Annotated in this window: 17 protein-coding genes and 1 pseudogene; 13 read left to right on the forward strand and 5 right to left on the reverse strand. The window is 52.6% G+C overall.

Annotated features, from left to right (window positions below; translation table 11 throughout):
* The 6 genes and pseudogenes from ACML7B_RS01320 to ACML7B_RS01345 all read left to right on the forward strand — a co-directional run.
* Positions 1 to 540: endonuclease III domain-containing protein (locus ACML7B_RS01320; protein WP_418539011.1), on the forward strand; the 540-nt coding region annotated here is incomplete at its 5' end.
* 19 nt (positions 541 to 559) lie between these two features.
* Entirely contained in the window at positions 560 to 1,147 is a 588-nt protein-coding gene (locus ACML7B_RS01325; RefSeq protein ID WP_418539012.1) for a TlpA disulfide reductase family protein, read from the forward strand.
* Positions 1,144 to 1,290, forward strand: a complete 147-nt coding sequence (locus ACML7B_RS01330) for a CD1871A family CXXC motif-containing protein (protein ID WP_418539013.1) — start codon at positions 1,144 to 1,146, stop codon at positions 1,288 to 1,290. The genes ACML7B_RS01325 and ACML7B_RS01330 overlap by 4 nt, the downstream gene beginning before the upstream one ends.
* Positions 1,283 to 2,155 carry a 4Fe-4S binding protein gene (locus tag ACML7B_RS01335; protein ID WP_418539014.1) on the forward strand — a complete coding sequence of 291 codons (873 nt, stop codon included), beginning with the start codon at positions 1,283 to 1,285 and terminating at the stop codon, positions 2,153 to 2,155. The genes ACML7B_RS01330 and ACML7B_RS01335 overlap by 8 nt, the downstream gene beginning before the upstream one ends.
* A gap of 11 nt (positions 2,156 to 2,166) precedes the next feature.
* Positions 2,167 to 3,384, forward strand: a pseudogene (locus tag ACML7B_RS01340) (endonuclease Q family protein); the annotation flags it as partial.
* A gap of 110 nt (positions 3,385 to 3,494) precedes the next feature.
* The gene (locus ACML7B_RS01345; protein WP_418539015.1) at positions 3,495 to 5,933 is read left to right on the forward strand and encodes an HAD-IC family P-type ATPase; all 2,439 of its coding nucleotides are present in this window, start codon (positions 3,495 to 3,497) and stop codon (positions 5,931 to 5,933) included.
* Between the two features lie 29 nt (positions 5,934 to 5,962).
* On the opposite strand, the gene yfcE is transcribed toward ACML7B_RS01345, so the two are convergent.
* Complete coding sequence (yfcE, locus tag ACML7B_RS01350) at positions 5,963 to 6,496, reverse strand: phosphodiesterase (protein WP_418539016.1); 534 nt, start codon at positions 6,494 to 6,496, stop codon at positions 5,963 to 5,965.
* 87 nt (positions 6,497 to 6,583) lie between these two features.
* Between yfcE and ACML7B_RS01355 the strand changes: the two genes are divergently transcribed.
* Positions 6,584 to 7,111, forward strand: coding sequence for an N-acetyltransferase family protein (locus ACML7B_RS01355; protein ID WP_418539017.1), 528 nt, complete (start codon positions 6,584 to 6,586; stop codon positions 7,109 to 7,111).
* Positions 7,108 to 7,770, forward strand: a complete 663-nt coding sequence (locus ACML7B_RS01360; protein ID WP_418539018.1) for an HAD family hydrolase — start codon at positions 7,108 to 7,110, stop codon at positions 7,768 to 7,770. Before ACML7B_RS01355 ends, ACML7B_RS01360 begins: the two co-directional genes overlap by 4 nt.
* 92 nt (positions 7,771 to 7,862) lie before the next feature.
* Here ACML7B_RS01360 and ACML7B_RS01365 read toward each other — a convergent pair whose 3' ends face one another.
* Both ACML7B_RS01365 and ACML7B_RS01370 read right to left on the reverse strand, forming a co-directional pair.
* The gene (locus ACML7B_RS01365) at positions 7,863 to 8,948 is read right to left on the reverse strand and encodes a hypothetical protein (protein ID WP_418539020.1); all 1,086 of its coding nucleotides are present in this window, start codon (positions 8,946 to 8,948) and stop codon (positions 7,863 to 7,865) included.
* A 15-nt stretch (positions 8,949 to 8,963) separates the two neighbouring features.
* The gene (locus ACML7B_RS01370; RefSeq protein ID WP_418539021.1) at positions 8,964 to 10,016 is read right to left on the reverse strand and encodes a 1-aminocyclopropane-1-carboxylate deaminase/D-cysteine desulfhydrase; all 1,053 of its coding nucleotides are present in this window, start codon (positions 10,014 to 10,016) and stop codon (positions 8,964 to 8,966) included.
* A 140-nt stretch (positions 10,017 to 10,156) separates the two neighbouring features.
* Here ACML7B_RS01370 and ACML7B_RS01375 point away from each other — a divergent pair, with 140 nt between their 5' ends.
* Positions 10,157 to 11,062 (forward strand): LysR family transcriptional regulator, encoded by a 906-nt coding sequence (locus ACML7B_RS01375; RefSeq protein WP_418539022.1) that lies wholly within the window; start codon positions 10,157 to 10,159, stop codon positions 11,060 to 11,062.
* A gap of 157 nt (positions 11,063 to 11,219) precedes the next feature.
* Here ACML7B_RS01375 and rd read toward each other — a convergent pair whose 3' ends face one another.
* The gene (rd, locus tag ACML7B_RS01380) at positions 11,220 to 11,381 is read right to left on the reverse strand and encodes a rubredoxin (RefSeq protein WP_106789765.1); all 162 of its coding nucleotides are present in this window, start codon (positions 11,379 to 11,381) and stop codon (positions 11,220 to 11,222) included.
* Between the two features lie 28 nt (positions 11,382 to 11,409).
* Positions 11,410 to 12,270, reverse strand: a complete 861-nt coding sequence (locus tag ACML7B_RS01385; RefSeq protein WP_418539023.1) for a class I SAM-dependent methyltransferase — start codon at positions 12,268 to 12,270, stop codon at positions 11,410 to 11,412.
* Between the two features lie 212 nt (positions 12,271 to 12,482).
* On the opposite strand from ACML7B_RS01385, the gene ACML7B_RS01390 reads away from it, so the two are divergent.
* From ACML7B_RS01390 to selA, 4 genes are all read left to right on the forward strand, one after another.
* Positions 12,483 to 13,148, forward strand: a complete 666-nt coding sequence (locus tag ACML7B_RS01390; RefSeq protein ID WP_418539024.1) for a PHP domain-containing protein — start codon at positions 12,483 to 12,485, stop codon at positions 13,146 to 13,148.
* 44 nt (positions 13,149 to 13,192) lie between these two features.
* A complete protein-coding gene (gene yedF, locus ACML7B_RS01395) occupies positions 13,193 to 13,798 on the forward strand; it encodes a sulfurtransferase-like selenium metabolism protein YedF (protein ID WP_418539025.1) in 606 nt (201 codons plus the stop codon).
* A gap of 67 nt (positions 13,799 to 13,865) precedes the next feature.
* Positions 13,866 to 14,906 carry a selenide, water dikinase SelD gene (selD, locus tag ACML7B_RS01400; RefSeq protein ID WP_346707120.1) on the forward strand — a complete coding sequence of 347 codons (1,041 nt, stop codon included), beginning with the start codon at positions 13,866 to 13,868 and terminating at the stop codon, positions 14,904 to 14,906.
* Between the two features lie 20 nt (positions 14,907 to 14,926).
* The gene (selA, locus tag ACML7B_RS01405) at positions 14,927 to 16,354 is read left to right on the forward strand and encodes an L-seryl-tRNA(Sec) selenium transferase (protein ID WP_418539026.1); all 1,428 of its coding nucleotides are present in this window, start codon (positions 14,927 to 14,929) and stop codon (positions 16,352 to 16,354) included.
* Positions 16,355 to 16,359: the final 5 nt, after the last annotated feature.

Genomic DNA, 16,359 nt, shown 5'->3' on the forward strand with positions numbered 1-16,359 from the left:
GTCAGCGTGCGGCTGGCGGCTCAGTGCACCGACGCCAGGGTCAATGTAGTAGTGGAGGATCTCTATAAGAAGTATCCGGATGTGGACGCCCTGGCGGCGGCCAAGCCGGAGGAGATCGAGGAGATCGTAAGGCCCTGCGGCCTGGGTAAAAGCAAAGCAAGAGATATCAGCGCCTGTATGCGGATCCTGCGGGATGAATATGGCGGGAAGGTGCCCGATGATTTTGACGCCCTTCTGGAACTGCCGGGAGTAGGCAGAAAGAGCGCCAACCTGATCATGGGAGATGTGTTCGGGAAGCCGGCCATTGTGACAGACACCCACTGTATCCGCCTGAGCAACCGCATCGGCCTGGTGGACGGGATCAAGGATCCCAGGAAGGTGGAGATGGCTCTGTGGAAGATCATTCCCCCGGAGGAGGGAAGCGATCTCTGCCACCGGCTGGTATACCATGGCCGGGATGTGTGTACGGCCAGGACCAAACCCCATTGTGATCAATGCTGTCTTGCGGATATCTGTAAGAAGGCAGGGGTAGAGAAATAGGACAGATGGAGGATCGGGCATGAAGAAATGGAGTCTGGGCCTTGCCCTGGCATGTGTGCTGCTTCTTTTTGCCGGCGCCTGCGGGACCGGGCAGGATGAGACGGCAGGCGCCATCGGCGAAGGAAGCAGTCAGGGATCAGAAAGCGAAAGTGAAGGCAGCAGCCAGGAGAAGATCTTCGGAGAGTTTGAGACCGTCACCCTTACCGGGGAGCCGGTGACTCAGGAGATCTTTGGAGAGGCGAAGCTTACCATGGTGAATATCTGGGCTACTTACTGCACTCCCTGTATCCAGGAGATGCCGGAGCTGGCGGAGCTTGCCCGGGAATATGAAGACCGGGGCGTACAGATCGTAGGCCTTCTAAGCGACGTCAGTGAACCGGAAGACGCCACGGCAATGGAGATCGTGGAAGAGACCGGCGCGGATTATATGCATATCCTGCCATCCGCGGAACTGCAGATGAATCTTTTAAGCCGGATCAGCGCGGTGCCTACCACCGTTTTCCTGGATCAGGAGGGGAATATGACAGGAAGCGCCTATGCCGGGGCCAGGAGCAAGGAAGACTGGTCCGGGATCCTGGAAGAGATCCTGGGAGAGGTGGGAGCATGAAAGAGAAGAATATCCGCCTGCTGCGGGGAATACTCCTGGCAGCAGGCATTTTCTGTATAGGGATCGGGATTTTCCGCGGGGAGACGCAGGAAGTGCTGATCAAGGGGATCAATATCTGTCTGGAGTGTATTGGAATTGGATAAGAGGAAAAAAGGACTGCGGCAGTGGGTCCAGATAGGATTTACGGCTCTGACAAATGGATACTGGCTGGGATTTCTGACCGGAAGGATCTACCGGGGACCGGGGAAGGCCGCCTGCGTGCCGGGACTTAACTGTTATTCCTGTCCGGGGGCCCTTGGGTCCTGCCCCATCGGTGCGCTGCAGGCGGTGCTGGGAAGCCGGGATTATAAGGTTTCTTTCTATGTGACAGGATTTCTTCTTCTGGTGGGATCGGTGTTTGGGCGGTTTGTCTGCGGATGGCTCTGCCCCTTTGGACTGATCCAGGATCTTCTGTACCGGATTCCCTTCTTCCGGAAGCGGAAGAACCTTCCGGGGCATAAGGGGCTGGTGTGGCTGAAATACGGGATCCTGGTGCTTTTTGTGATCCTTCTGCCTTCGGTGGTGGTGGATCTTGTGGGACAGGGGAGCCCCTGGTTCTGTAAATACATCTGTCCCTCCGGGACACTGATGGCAGGGCTTCCTCTTCTTGCTTCCAACGAGTATCTGCGGGCTGCCGCAGGGGCCCTGTTCGCCTGGAAAGTGGGACTTCTGGTCCTGGTGATCCTGCTTGCCCTCTGGGTGTACCGCCCTTTCTGCAAGTATATCTGCCCTCTGGGAGCAGTCTACAGCCTGTTCAACCCGGTGGCGCTGTACCGTTATGAGATCCGGGAGGACAAGTGTACCAAATGCGGCAGGTGTGCATCTGCCTGTAAGATGGATATCAAGACCTGGCAGCAGCCCAACAGCAGAGAGTGTATCCGGTGCGGGGATTGCGTGGCCGCCTGCCCGGAAGGCGCCATCCTTCGCCGGCCTTTTGGCCGGGGGCGGCAGAACGAGGATAAGAAATAGGAGGGAGCAGCTTGTATATTGCGGATCTGCATATTCATTCCCGGTATTCCAGGGCTACCAGCAGGGACTGTACCCCGGAGTATCTGGACCTCTGGGCAAGGAGGAAGGGGATCGGCCTTATCGGGACCGGAGATTTCACCCATCCGGCCTGGAGAGAGGAACTGGAAGAAAAACTGGAGCCCACCGGGGACGGGTTCTACCGTCTGAAGGAGGAATACCGGATCCGGGATAGTAGTGTGGCCGGCGGGCAGGAGCCCCGGTTTGTAGTCACCGGGGAGATCAGTTCTATTTATAAGAAGAAGGAGAAGACGCGCAAGGTCCACAGCCTGATCCTGCTTCCCGGGCTGGAGGCGGCCAGGACTGTCTCCCGGAAGCTTGATACCATTGGCAACATCCATTCTGACGGGAGGCCCATCCTGGGGCTTGATTGCCGCGACCTGCTGGAGATCCTGCTGGAACTGTGCCCGGAGGCTGTCTATGTGCCGGCTCATATCTGGACGCCTCATTTCTCTATGTTCGGGGCGTTCTCCGGTTTTGACAGCGTGGAGGAGTGCTTTGAGGATCTGGCGGATCATATTCATGCGGTGGAGACCGGTCTTTCCTCGGATCCGCCTATGAACTGGAGGGTCTCTGCTTTGGACAAGTATCAGCTGATCTCCAATTCCGACGCCCATTCCCCGGCGAAGCTGGGGAGGGAGGCCAACCTTCTGGAGGGGGAATTCTCCTACGGGGGCCTGAAGCGGGCCGTGGAGACAGGAGAAGGGCTTTCCGGGACCATTGAGTTCTACCCGGAGGAGGGGAAATATCATTTCGACGGCCATCGGAAATGCGGGATATGCTTAAGTCCTTTGGAGGCGGAGGCGTACCAGGGGATCTGCCCGGTGTGCCACAAGAAGCTGACCATCGGCGTGGATCACCGGATTCGCCAGCTGGCCGACCGGCCGGAGGGGTATGTCCGGGAGAACGCCAAACCCTTTGAGAGCCTGATGCCCCTGCCGGAACTGGTTGGGGCGGCGGTGGGCCATGCTCCTTCCAGCAAGGGTGTTCAGAGAGAATACGCGCGTATGCTGGCGGAGCTGGGACCGGAATTCCAGATCTTAAGAGAGATTCCGGAGGAAGAGATCTGCCGGTGCGCAGGAGAGCGGATCGCAGAGGGCATCCGCCGGCTGAGAGCCGGAGAGGTGGAACGGATCCCCGGCTATGACGGAGAGTACGGGACCATCCGGGTTTTTTGATTTTTTCTAATAGAAGCTTAAGAAAGAATTTATAGAATCTGTCAGGATTTGGGAGTATAATGATTGGCATGTGAAGACAAAACATCCCCGAAGGAGGAACAGACATGGGGCGAGGCTTTGGAAGAGCAAAGGAGCAGGAACCAGAAAGTTATGAGATCGAGAGAAGACCGGTGGCCCGGTACCAGCCGGATCATCGGGAGGGGCTGACCAGGGCCCAGGCGGCGGAGCGTATGGCGGCCGGGTGGTCCAATATCCCGGTGGATCCGCCGGCCCAGACGGTGAAGGAGATCATCCATGAAAATGTATTTACCTACTTCAACCTGGTCTTTACCGTGCTGGCAGTGCTGCTGTGTCTGGTGGGCTCCTTCCGGAACCTGACGTTCATGCCGGTGATCATCATCAATACGCTTATTGGTATCGTCCAGGAGATCCGGGCGAAACATGTGCTGGAGAAGCTGAATATGCTGAATGCCCCTCATGCCCTGGTGGTGCGGGAAGGGCAGGTCACATCCGTTGACTCGGAAGATCTGGTGCTGGATGACATTGTGATCTTCAAGGCAGGTAACCAGATCTGCGCGGACGCCCAGGTGGTATTTGGCGAGGTGCGGGTCAACGAGTCTCTGCTCACCGGTGAATCCGACGAGATCGTGAAGAAGCCCGGCGACCATCTGATGTCGGGAAGCTTTGTGGTGGCCGGAGAATGCCGGGCCCGGCTGGAGCAGGTGGGCGCGGATTCCTATATCTCCAAGCTGACACTGGAGGCTAAGGCCATCCAGAAGGGAGAGAAGTCGGAGATGATCCGCTCCCTGGACAAGCTGGTGAAATTCGTGGGTATTGCGCTGATCCCCATCGGAAGCATCCTGTTTGCCCAGAGCTTTTTCTTTAACGACGAGACCTTCCGGGACAGTGTCACTTCCATGGTCGCGGCGGTGATCGGCATGATCCCGGAGGGGCTTTACCTGTTGGCCAGCGTGGCCCTGGCGGTAAGTTCCATCCGGCTTGCCCAGAAGAAGGTGCTGCTCCATGACATGAAGAGCATCGAGACTCTGGCCCGGGTCAATGTGCTGTGTGTGGATAAGACCGGGACCATTACGGAGAACACCATGAGTGTGAAGAAGCTGGTGCCCACGGAGCATTATGACGGGGAGGCCATGCCGGAACTGGCCCGGATGGTGGGAGACCTGGTGCGGCCCATGAGCAGCGACAACGCCACCATGGAAGCCATGAAAGAATTTTTCAAAGAGGGAACGGGGAAGGCACCGCAGAAGGTGATCCCCTTTACCTCAGTGACCAAATACAGCGGCGTGACTTTTGAGGATCAGGCTTATGTGCTGGGGGCGCCGGAGTTTGTGCTCCGGGAGGATTATCCGTCCTATGAGTCCCAGATCCTCAACTATGCCAGGAGAGGGTACCGGGTTCTGGTATTCGGTACCTGCGGGGAGATCACGGAGGGGCAGAAGCTCTCGGAGAAGGTGACGCCTCTTGCCTACATCCTTCTGGCGAATCCGGTGCGGAAAGAAGCGCCGGAGACCTTTGCTTATTTCGCGGAGCAGGGAGTGGAGGTAAAGGTGATCTCGGGAGACAATCCCATGACTGTATCAGAGGTGGCCAAGGAAGCAGGGATCGCCAATGCGGATGAGTATGTGGACGCCACCACCCTGCGGACGGAAGAAGACGTGTGGAACGCAGTCGCAAGATACACCGTATTTGGCCGGGTGACGCCAGCCCAGAAGCGCCAGTTTGTTCAGGCCCTGAAAGGACAGGGGAGAACGGTGGCCATGACCGGCGACGGCGTCAACGATGTGCTGGCCTTAAAGGACGCGGACTGCAGCGTGGCCATGGCCTCCGGAAGCGATGCGGCGGTACAGGCCTCTCAGGTGGTGCTCCTGGAGTCCAATTTTGCCTGCATGCCTTCGGTGGTACTGGAAGGAAGAAGAGTGGTCAACAACATCCAGCGTTCGGCCAGCCTGTTCCTGGTGAAGAACATTTTCTCCTTCCTGCTGTCCCTGTTCTCAGTGGTGTTTATGATCACCTATCCTTTGGAGCCTTCCCAGGTGTCGCTGATCAGTATGTTCACCATTGGCGTGCCGGCCTTCTTCCTGGCGCTCCAGCCCAACAAAGAGGTGATCCAGGGACATTTCCTGACCAACGTGTTTTTGAAGGCGCTGCCTGCCGGACTGACCGACGTGCTGGCGGTAGGGGCGCTGGTGGTGTTTGGCCGGACTTTTGGCGTGGCGTCCGAGGATATTTCCACGGCGGCCACCATGCTGCTGGCTATTGTAGGCTTCCTGATCCTGTTTAAGATCTGTCAGCCCATGAATGTGATCCGGGGCGGAGTCTGGGTGATCTCCATTGTGGGCCTGATCGGCTGCAGCATTTTCCTGCCGGATCTTTTTGCCATCACAGGAATGTCCACCGAGTGTATTATGTTGTTTGTGGTATTTTCCATTGCCACCGAGCCGGTGCTGCGCTATCTCACCATGCTGGTGGGCGGCCTGCGCAGCCTGTTCCAGAAGATTTTCCACAGAAAAAAGACGGCGTAAGCAAAGCTTACACCGTCCTGTGAGAAGGTTCAGATCGTAAGGATCCGGCCGGAGAGATCTTTCCACAGAAAGCCCTCCTGGTCGCAGATCATATACCCCCGGGCGGAGCCTTCCTTGGGAAGGGATACGGAGCCCGGGTTCATATAGTGAAAGGAGCCCATATCCTGGTTGGCGGGCACGTGGGTGTGTCCGTTCAGAAGGATATCCCCTTCTTTCAGAGGGGGAAGGTTCCCGGGATGGAAGACATGGCCGTGGGTGGCGAAGATGGTACGCCCGTTTACCTCCAGGAGGCAGTAGTCTGCCAGGATGGGAAATGGAAGGACCATCTGGTCTACTTCACAGTCACAGTTTCCCCGGACACAGAGGAGTTCCTGCTTCAGGGGAGCAAGAAGGGCGATCACCTCTTTGGGGGCATATTCTTCCGGCAGGTCATTGCGGGGACCGTGGTACAGAAGATCCCCAAGAAGGAGCAGACGGTCCGCGCCTTCCCGGTGGTAGGCCTCCAGCATCTGGCGGCAGTAGAGGGCGGAGCCGTGGATATCGGATGCGATCATCAGTTTCATGAGAAATACCTCGCTTTTCATAAGTATTTATGGATAAAGTCTGGTGTTATTTTATCACAGATCAGAGTCAATGCAAAGGAGAGAAGGATGGAGAAATCGTGGAAGATTGTCAGGGCCTCTTATGAAGACCTCCCGGAGATCATGGAGATCCTCAAGGGCGCCTGCGGCATGGTGAAAGACCCGGCCTGGTTCTATGTGGAGGATGTGGAAGAGGACGCAGAACTTCTGCGCCAGCATGTGGAAGAGAAAGGATTTATCCTGAAGGCGGAAGCAAAAGACGGGATCGCCGGGTTCCTGATGGTGCGCTTCCCGGGAGAGGAGCCGGATAATCTGGGGCTCCACCTGGGGCTGTCCAGAGAGGCGATGGAGCAGGTGGCCCACATGGAAACGGCGGCGGTGCGGCCAGAGTATTGCGGGCAGGGGATCCAGAAGAGTCTTATGCGCCAGGGAGAGGAACTGTTAAAAGGCACTTCCTTCCGTTATCTTATGGGAACTGCCCATCCGGACAATACTTACAGTGTGAATAACTTTCTGAAGCTGGAGTATGAGATCATTGATGAGGCGCGCAAGTACGGCGGGCTTCCCCGCTACGTGTTCTGTAAGGAGATAAGATGATCCGGGGAATTGTATTTGATATGGACGGCCTTCTCTTTGATTCTGAGCGGCTGGTGAAGAGAACCTGGAATGAAGTGGGAGAGATCCTGGGGCTTCCGGGCCTGGGGGAGCATATCCGTCATACGCTGGGGAAGAACCGGAGAGGGAGAAATGAATATTTTATCCGGGCTTTCGGGGAGGACTTCCCCTTTGAAGCCTTCGACCGGGAGAACAAGCGGATCTTTGCCGGGATTATGGAGCGGGAAGGGATGCCGGTGAAGCCGGGAGCCCGGGAGCTTCTTGCCTACGGAAGAAAGCAGGGATACAAGATCGGGATCGCCACCTCCTCCAGCCGGAATTACGCGGTGGAACACCTGAAGGGGACCGGGCTCTATGAGTATTTTGACGGCGGCGTCTTCGGGGACATGGTGACCCGGGGGAAGCCGGATCCGGAGATCTACCTGGCGGCCTGCGAAAGTCTTGGTCTGGAGCCGGGAGTGTGCATGGCGCTGGAAGATTCTCCTGCGGGGATCCGTTCCGCCAGCAGTGCGGGGATGGTCCCGGTGATGGTGCCGGACCTTGTAGAGCCCACAGAGGAGATCCGGGAGCTGGCGTACGCAGTGTGTAAAGATTTGTGGGAAGTGCGGGAAATCATAGGAACTATTAACGTTGTTTCCTGACAAAATGAAAAAAGAAAAGTGGAGACAAAGTTCAAATGCAGGAACTTTGTCTCCGCTTTTCTAAAACGTATAGGAGTTTTATGTCTTATATGTTACTTTTTCTCTATAGTTCTCTTTCTGTTTTTTATAACATAATAAGTAGAGCCCAACATTACAATAAGTCCTACGTATCCTAAAAGGGGGTATAATGTGTTGACCAATCTTTCAAAGGGAACCATACCAGACAACACGGCAACAATTCCTAGGATACATGCTAATACTTTTGAGTGTCTTGTTCCATATTCGGTAAACCTTGTAACGGTTCCAAATAAGAAAGATACCGCAGAGGATAATATACCGAGAAGCAGAATCACCGCAAAAAAGATTCCAAGTGGCCGGTATATTTGGACAGCCAGTTCCACAAGGGGAATAGAACTTTCATATATATTTTCGTAATTTTTCAAAAGTGTATAGTTGATAAATAAAATACACAGTCCTAAAGCAAGGCCGCCAGCCCAACCAGAATATTTTCGGACACTGGCATCTTCTTCTCTGTTTCCTATTCCTGCCAAGGTTGCCATATTTCCTGTTACGCAAAACGCGACATATAAAAAGAGAGAGATTATAATGTTAGGAGCAGATCGATACACATCCGCCGTTTCTAATATTCCGGCTACATTTCCGATTCCATCTGTACTTCTAAAAATCGCGATGAGCGAAACGACAAGAACACTAACAATAATAACCGGACCAATTATCCCATTAAAGAAGGAAATGATTTGAAAACCAAGTATTACAACCAGAACAGTAATTGCCGCGGTTAATATCCTTCCGACAATAGGATTCATTCCAAAATAATCTGCTAATGTTGTTCCTCCTCCAGAAACCATAAGTGCAAAACAACCAAACATGAAAAATGTGATTACCCAATCAATAATCTTTCCGAGCCATTTCCCGCAGGTTGCCTGAATAATGGGACTATGGGAATCAGTATGCATTCTGTGGCCTAATTCAATGCAAAGCCATCCTAACGCACCAAAAAAAATTGTGACTGGGATTACGGCCCAAAGGCTGCTTACTCCAAAATTGGTAAAAAATTGCATGATTTCCTGGCCGGATGCAAATCCCGCACCTACCACTGCGCTAAAATATACCCCCATGTTTATTATAATGCGGAGTGTTTTTCTGCTTTTTTTCATGATACACCCCTTTCATCAATAAATTCTACCCAGAATTTCTTTTTCAGCAAATAGTCCTGTTGCGCCTCCTGTATGAAGGAATACTACATTGCTGCCTTGTTTGATCTTTCCTGTACGTATATCGCTTAACAGTCCTGAAAATGCTTTTCCGGTATAAACAGGGTCGACTAAAAGGCCTTCATTTCTTGCTAAAAATTGGATTGCTTCTGTTCCTGCCGCGGTAGGAACTTCATAAGCTTCTCCATAAAATCCTTTATCGATGATAAAATCTTCCTTTTTAACCAGTGCCGTTGCTCCGATATATTCTAAAGCACCATTTGCCAGATTTTCGGAATGTGCCGCATAGTTTTCACCCATATCCAATGCAGCTATGGAATGAATTTCTATATCGGAACCGATAAGCATCTTGCCGGCGGTTAAACCAGCCATCGTACCGCCAGAAGCTGTTGCATGATATAAATAATCAAATTTAATATTTTCTTTTTCTGCCTGTTCACACAGTTCTACGAGTCCGTTAATATATGCGACGCACCCTTCTTTACTTGCTCCTCCCAACGGAATTTCCATGCATTTGTGATTTTGTTCATTTAATTTTTTTACATGTGCTTCACCAAGTAAGAAAGAACGTCTTTCTGCATCCATAAAAGTTTCATTGTCCTCCATACTGACAATATGTATTTCTGCTCCGTAAATTTTATCCAGTAACATATTCGCTTTTATATCGTTTTCGTCCGGTTCTACTACTGCTACCAGATATAAGATAGGTTTCAACCCACTGCTTAATGCTGTCCAGGTTGTCTGCATCGCATGATTCGATTGTGTAGCGCCGTAAGTTAAAACATATTCGCAGCCATCCTGAATTGCTTTTCCCATCAGAAATTCCAGTTTTCGAGTCTTATTTCCTCCAAATTGATTTTTCCCTGTAAGGTCATCTCGTTTTAGATATAAATTTACGCCCAATATTTCTGACAATTTTTGGAGTTTATGCAGTGGAGTGGGGAAAAACCCTAAATTTACACGTGGAACAGACTGTATCATTTGCTTTGCTTCATGAATTGTAACTGCCATTTTCATTTCCTCCATTTCGTCTTTATAGCACCGGTGCATTCCTTGTTTATACTCATCTTAGCAACAAACATTAACCTTGTAAAATGATTAAAAAAGCTATAAAATATTCCTGGATGGAATATTTGAAAGAGGAGATTCTTATGCTTTCACATGATGACATAACACTCATATTATCTGTTGCCGAACAACGTAACATTTCTCATGCTGCCAAAGCGTTGTATATGGGGCAGTCCAGCCTGAGTAAACGAATACAGGATATAGAAAATTATCTGGGATATAAAGTATTTGTGCGAAATCGTGGACAAAAGTATCTAAAGCTTACTAAAAAGGGGACAGAATTATTGCCGATTATTTCTCAAATTAGTCAGCTTAACGCAGATGCCCGGAATCTTCGGTATTCTTCTGAAAAGAAAAGATTAAATATTGCTTCCTCAGATGGCCCGTATCTTTTTGTTATAGAAGATGTGGTTAAAGATTTATATACTCTTTCTCCGCAGTGGTTGTTCAAATTAAAAGTTATGTCATATGACGAATGTATTAATGCTATTTCAAAGAATGTAGTTGATGTCGCTTTTATTGGGGAGCATATATATAAAAAAGAAATAGATATCATTCCTCTTTATCAGGAAAAAATGCTGTTTGTTTCTATGAATACGGATTTCCTTCATGAAAACGTAGTTTGTGTTGATTCTTTGGATATTAATAAAGGAATTTACTCGCCTTATTCATCTGAATTTTCATCTTGGTTTTACGCAACATTTAATGAAAAATGTCCTATTCAGTGCGATTTGATTTCGACATTGCAAAAATACATATCTGAATTAGATTCTTGGTCCATTGTCCCTGTTTCTATTGCGAGATATTTAGCCTTAAATCTTCCTGTTATCATACGGCCTTTGGATGTTGATGCTCCGCCAAGAGTGGTTTATTATGCGGTTAAACGTGGAAATGCATCTGAAATTATCAGTGAACTTTTGCATCTAATACGGGGAAAATTGGCAGATAAAGAAGAAATTTATTTGTATTCAGAAGAAATTGCACATTAATAATATGGACAAGAAGTGCAGATTGGAAACAGATAAACAAAAGAGAGAGACCGCCCAATAAAATCCAAGGCATTTTGCCTCCTCGATTTATGGGGGTCTCTCTTAAGCATCAGAAAATAACAGCGATATTTGCCAAAATCCTCTGATTCATCATATCTTATTCCTCTGGCGCGAACATATCCTTTCCTACGCCGCAGATGGGGCATACCCAGTCTTCCGGGATGTCCTCGAAAGCGGTTCCGGGAGCGATCCCGTTATCCGGATCGCCGATTTCCGGATCATAAACATATCCACATGGTTCGCATACGTATTTCTTCATTGTCAGTTACCTCCTTGTTGAAATGTGGTTAATCAGCTTCCCATCTGCCGGAAGCGCCGCAGGGAAGCATAAGGCCGGAGTCTCGGACAGGAAGGCCGATCTCCTGGGAATCCACATGCCCCCGGAAGCTTTTAAGCTCCGTTCCCAGCATGTAGGTCAGCACCGCCGGAGCCAGGCCGGTGGTGTAAGAGTTGATCAGGAAAAACAGGGGTTGATCGGACAGAAGCTGAACGCACAGTTTCACCAGAGGGTGAATGGCGTCCTCGATCTTCCAGATCTCGCCCTTGGGTCCCCGCCCGTAGGAGGGAGGGTCCATGATGATGGCGTCATAGTGATTGCCCCGCCGGATCTCCCGCTCTACGAATTTGACACAGTCATCCACCAGCCAGCGGATGGGCCGGTCAGAGAGACCGGAGGAAGCGGCGTTCTCCTTTGCCCAGGTCACCATTCCCCTGGAGGCGTCCACATGGGTGACGCTGGCGCCTGCCGCCGCGGCTGCCAGGGTGGCGCCGCCGGTGTAGGCGAACAGGTTCAGCACTTTGACTGGCCTGCCTGCCTTGCGGATCTTATCGGAACACCAGTCCCAGTTTACCGCCTGCTCCGGGAAAAGCCCGGTGTGCTTGAAGCTGAAGGGCTTCAGATTAAAGGTGAGTTCCCGGTAATGGATCTGCCACTGCTGGGGCAGATGGAAGAATTCCCACTCGCCGCCGCCTTTTTTACTGCGGTGGTAGTGGCCGTCCATATGCTTCCAGCCGGGGTCCTTCCTGGGGGTGTCCCAGATCACCTGAGGATCGGGACGGACCAGGAGATACTTTCCCCATCGCTCCAGTTTCTCTCCTCTGCTGCAGTCCAGCACTTCATAGTCTTTCCAGTTGTCCGCAATCCACATTGATCCTGACCTCTTTCTTTTGTCTTTTCCTGTTCCTGCATTATAGCATGCCGGCGGCGAAAAGGGAAGACTATAGATGAACGCTTATAGAAGTTATCTATATATAGTCTTACTTATAAAAAAACTCTATTTGAAGGAAAAGGGCAGTATTTATATAATGAAAGGAGGATAACCGAAGTGTAGGCAGATGAAGGAGAGAAAGGAGATCCGCCATGTTCATCGATATGCATATGCATGAAATGACTTATTCCATGGACAGCTTCCTTAAGCTGGATCAGATCGTGTCCATTGCCAGGGAAAAGGGCCTGGGAGCAGTCTGCATCACCGATCATGACAGCATGGGCCTGCGGGACTATGCGGCGGAGTATTCCCGGAAAGTGGATTTTCCCATCTTTGTGGGGATCGAATTTTTCTCTTTGCAGGGAGACATTGTGGCCTTTGGGATCGAGGATTATCCCAGGGAGCGGGTGAGCGCCCAGGAGTTCATCGACCTGGTGAAGGCCCAGAACGGCGTCTGCTTTGCCGCCCATCCCTTCCGGAATAACAACCGGGGGCTGGAAGACAATCTTCGCCGGGTGCGGGGCCTGGACGGGCTTGAGGTCTTAAACGGGAGCACTTCCTTTGAGGCCTGCAGAAAAGCGGCCGAATATGCCAGGGAACTGGGGCTTTTTACTCTGGGGGCCAGCGACTGCCATGTGCCGGAGAAGGTGGGCGTGTACGCCACCTGGTTTCCCCGGGAAGTCCGCACCATGGAAGAGTTCCTGGAGGCGTTCCGGACAGGGGAGATGGAACCTGCCTATTTTGCCGATGGAAAATATCACCGATTATCTGAAAATCCATTTACCTTTTCCGCAGTTAGTGATAGAATGTTTCTATAAGTGCGGAAGGCGGATGGGACAAGCAAAAGAAAGGTGGAATTATCATGATCACAGTCAATGCAATGGGTGACAATTGTCCGATCCCGGTCATCAAGACCAAGAAAGCGATGGACGCGCTTACCGGACCAGAGACCATCGAGGTCCTGGTGGACAACGAGATCGCCGTACAGAACGTAACCAAGATGGCCAAAGGAGCCGGCGGAGAAGTTTCCTCTGAGAGACTGGGGGAGGCAAGCTTTAAAGTAACTGTTAAAATGCAGGGAGCGCCAAAGAACGATTCCCAGGAGGATCCGGCCTGCACTCCGGACGCAAGGAGCAATACCATCGTGGTGGTGGCTTCCGACCGGATGGGCGAAGGCAACGACGAACTGGGCAAGGTGCTGATCAAGTCCTTTATTTTCGCCGTGACTCAGCTGGAGCAGCTCCCCAAGGCTATGTTGTTCTACAACGGAGGGGCGACCCTGACAACGGAAGGCTCGGATTCCCTGGAGGATCTGAAGTCTCTGGAAGCCCAGGGAGTGGAGATCTTAACCTGCGGGACCTGCCTGGATTACTATGGACTGAAAGACAAGCTTGCGGTTGGCGGCGTGACCAATATGTACAGCATTGTAGAAACTATGGCGGGAGCCGGAAGGATCATAAGACCATAGGATACAACTATAAAGGCGGGCCTCTGTGTCAGCAGAGGGCCGCTTTTTCTTAAGAGGAGGAAGGAAGATGAAGACGGATGTAAGACTGACACAGCTTGCCAAGACGTCAGGGTGAGCTGCGAAGATCGGTCCTGAGACCCTTGCCCAGGTTCTGGGCAAGCTGCCTAAATTTCATGATGACAACCTGCTTGTGGGGATCGAGACCTCCGACGACGCGGCAATTTATAAGATCACCGATGAGATCGCCATGATCCAGACGGTGGATTTCTTTACGCCCATCGTGGATGATCCCTATATGTTCGGCCAGATCGCGGCGGCCAATTCCCTGAGCGATGTGTGGGCCATGGGCGGAGAGCCGGCGGTGGCGCTCAACATTGTAGGATTCCCCAACTGTCTGGACCCGGCGATCCTGGGAGACATCCTGGCAGGCGGCGCGGACAAGGTCAAGGAGGCGGGAGCGGTTCTGGTTGGCGGCCATTCCGTGCAGAACGACGAGCCCCAGTACGGCCTGTGCGTGTCCGGGTTCGTGCATCCGGATAAGATCTTCAAGAACTATGGGGCAAGACCGGGAGATATCCTGATCCTGACCAAGCAGATCGGAAGCGGTGTGATTAACACGGCGGTGAAGGCCCAGATGGCGCCTGAGTCCGCGCGCCGGGAGACGGAGCTTGTGATGGCCTCCCTGAACAAGAAGGCCAAGCAGGTGGTGGAGAAATATGATGTATCCGCCTGCACGGACGTTACCGGATTCGGCCTTCTGGGGCACAGTGTGGAGATGGCATCTGCCAGTGATGTGACTTTTGACATCCGGGTGAAGGACGTGGCCTATATGGAGGACGCCATTGCCTGCGCTAAGATGGGGCTGGTTCCCGCGGGAGCTTACAAGAACCGGGGATATTCCATTGATAAAGTAGATACTGGCTCTGTGGAAGAGCATTATCTGGATCTCCTTTATGATCCCCAGACTTCCGGCGGACTTCTGATCGCCGTGGCGCCGGGGGAGGCGTCCCGGATGATGAAGGATTTCGCGGAGGCGGGGATGGAGACGCGGGTTTCCGTGATCGGAGAAGTGGCGGAGAAAAGCGACAAGCTGATCCGTCTGAGATAGTCAGGAAAGGAAAGAAAGACATGGATAAGAACAAACTGTACCGGAAGATCCCCAAGGTAGATCTTCTGCTGGAAGAAGAAGAGATCCGGGAGCTGATCGGGCGCTACAGCCGGGACACGGTTCTGGAGGCGATCCACACAGAGATGGATGGCCTGCGCAGGTGGATCGGTCAGTGCGAGGATGAAGAGAAAGCCCTGGAACGGATTGAAGGGCTGAAGGACCGGATCGCCCGCACGGTGGAGGCGATGCACACCCCCAATATGCGGATGGTCATCAACGGGACCGGAACGGTGCTCCACACCAACCTGGGCCGGGCGCCCATCTGCAGGGAGCATATGGAGCGGGCCGCCAAACTGGTCAGCGGTTATTCCAACCTGGAGTACAACCTGGAAGAAGGAAGACGGGGAGAGCGGTATTCTCATTTCGAGAAGCTTCTGTGCCGGCTGACCGGGGCGGAGGCCGCCATGGCGGTGAACAACAACGCGGCGGCGGTAATGCTGATCTTAAGTTCTCTGGCCAAAGGCGGGGAGGCGGTGGTATCCCGGGGCGAGCTGGTAGAGATCGGCGGAAAGTTCCGGATCCCGGACGTGATGGAGCAAAGCGGCGCCACCCTGGTGGAGGTGGGGACTACCAACAAAACTCACTATCAGGATTACGTGGACGCCATCACAGAGGAGACGAAAGTCCTTCTGAAGGTGCATACCAGCAATTACCGGATCGTGGGATTCACGGAGACGGTGGGGATCGACGAGCTGATCCCTCTGGCCAGGGAGCGTGAGATCCCGGTAGTGGAAGACCTGGGAAGCGGAGTGCTCATTGATCTTAGTAAATACGGGATCACCTATGAGCCTACGGTGCAGGCGTCCATCGAGAAAGGGGCGGACGTGGTCTGCTTCAGCGGCGACAAGCTGCTGGGAGGCCCTCAGGCAGGGATCATCATTGGAAAGAAGAAATACATCGATCAGATGAAGAAAAACCAGCTGACCCGGGCCCTGCGGATCGATAAGTTCACGGCGGCAGCACTGGAACTGGTGCTCCAGGAGTACCTTTCCGAGGAAAAAGCGGTGCAGAATATCCCGGTCCTTCAGATGATCACCAAAGATCATGAAGAGATCCGGCGGGAGGCCAGAAGCCTGTGCCAGATGCTGAGAAGAGCTTCTCTTCCGGCCAGGTTTGAAACGGTTGCCTGCCAGTCCCAGATCGGCGGCGGTTCGCTGCCCCTGGAGCGGCTTGCCAGCGTGGCGGTAGGGATCCGGCCGGAGAAGGTCAGCGTGGCCCAGGTGGAGGAGCGGATGCGTCATCTCCCGGTGCCCATTATCCCCAGGACGGCCAACGACACCATCCTTCTGGATGTAAGGACCATCGGAAGAGAGAATTTTAAACGGATTGTGGAGCAGCTTTCCAAATACCGGATTCTGGAGGAAGACTGCCAGATCCTGACAGAGTAGGAGCG

This window comes from Massilistercora timonensis (genome assembly GCF_048354975.1).
Classification (GTDB): domain Bacteria; phylum Bacillota; class Clostridia; order Lachnospirales; family Lachnospiraceae; genus Massilistercora; species Massilistercora timonensis.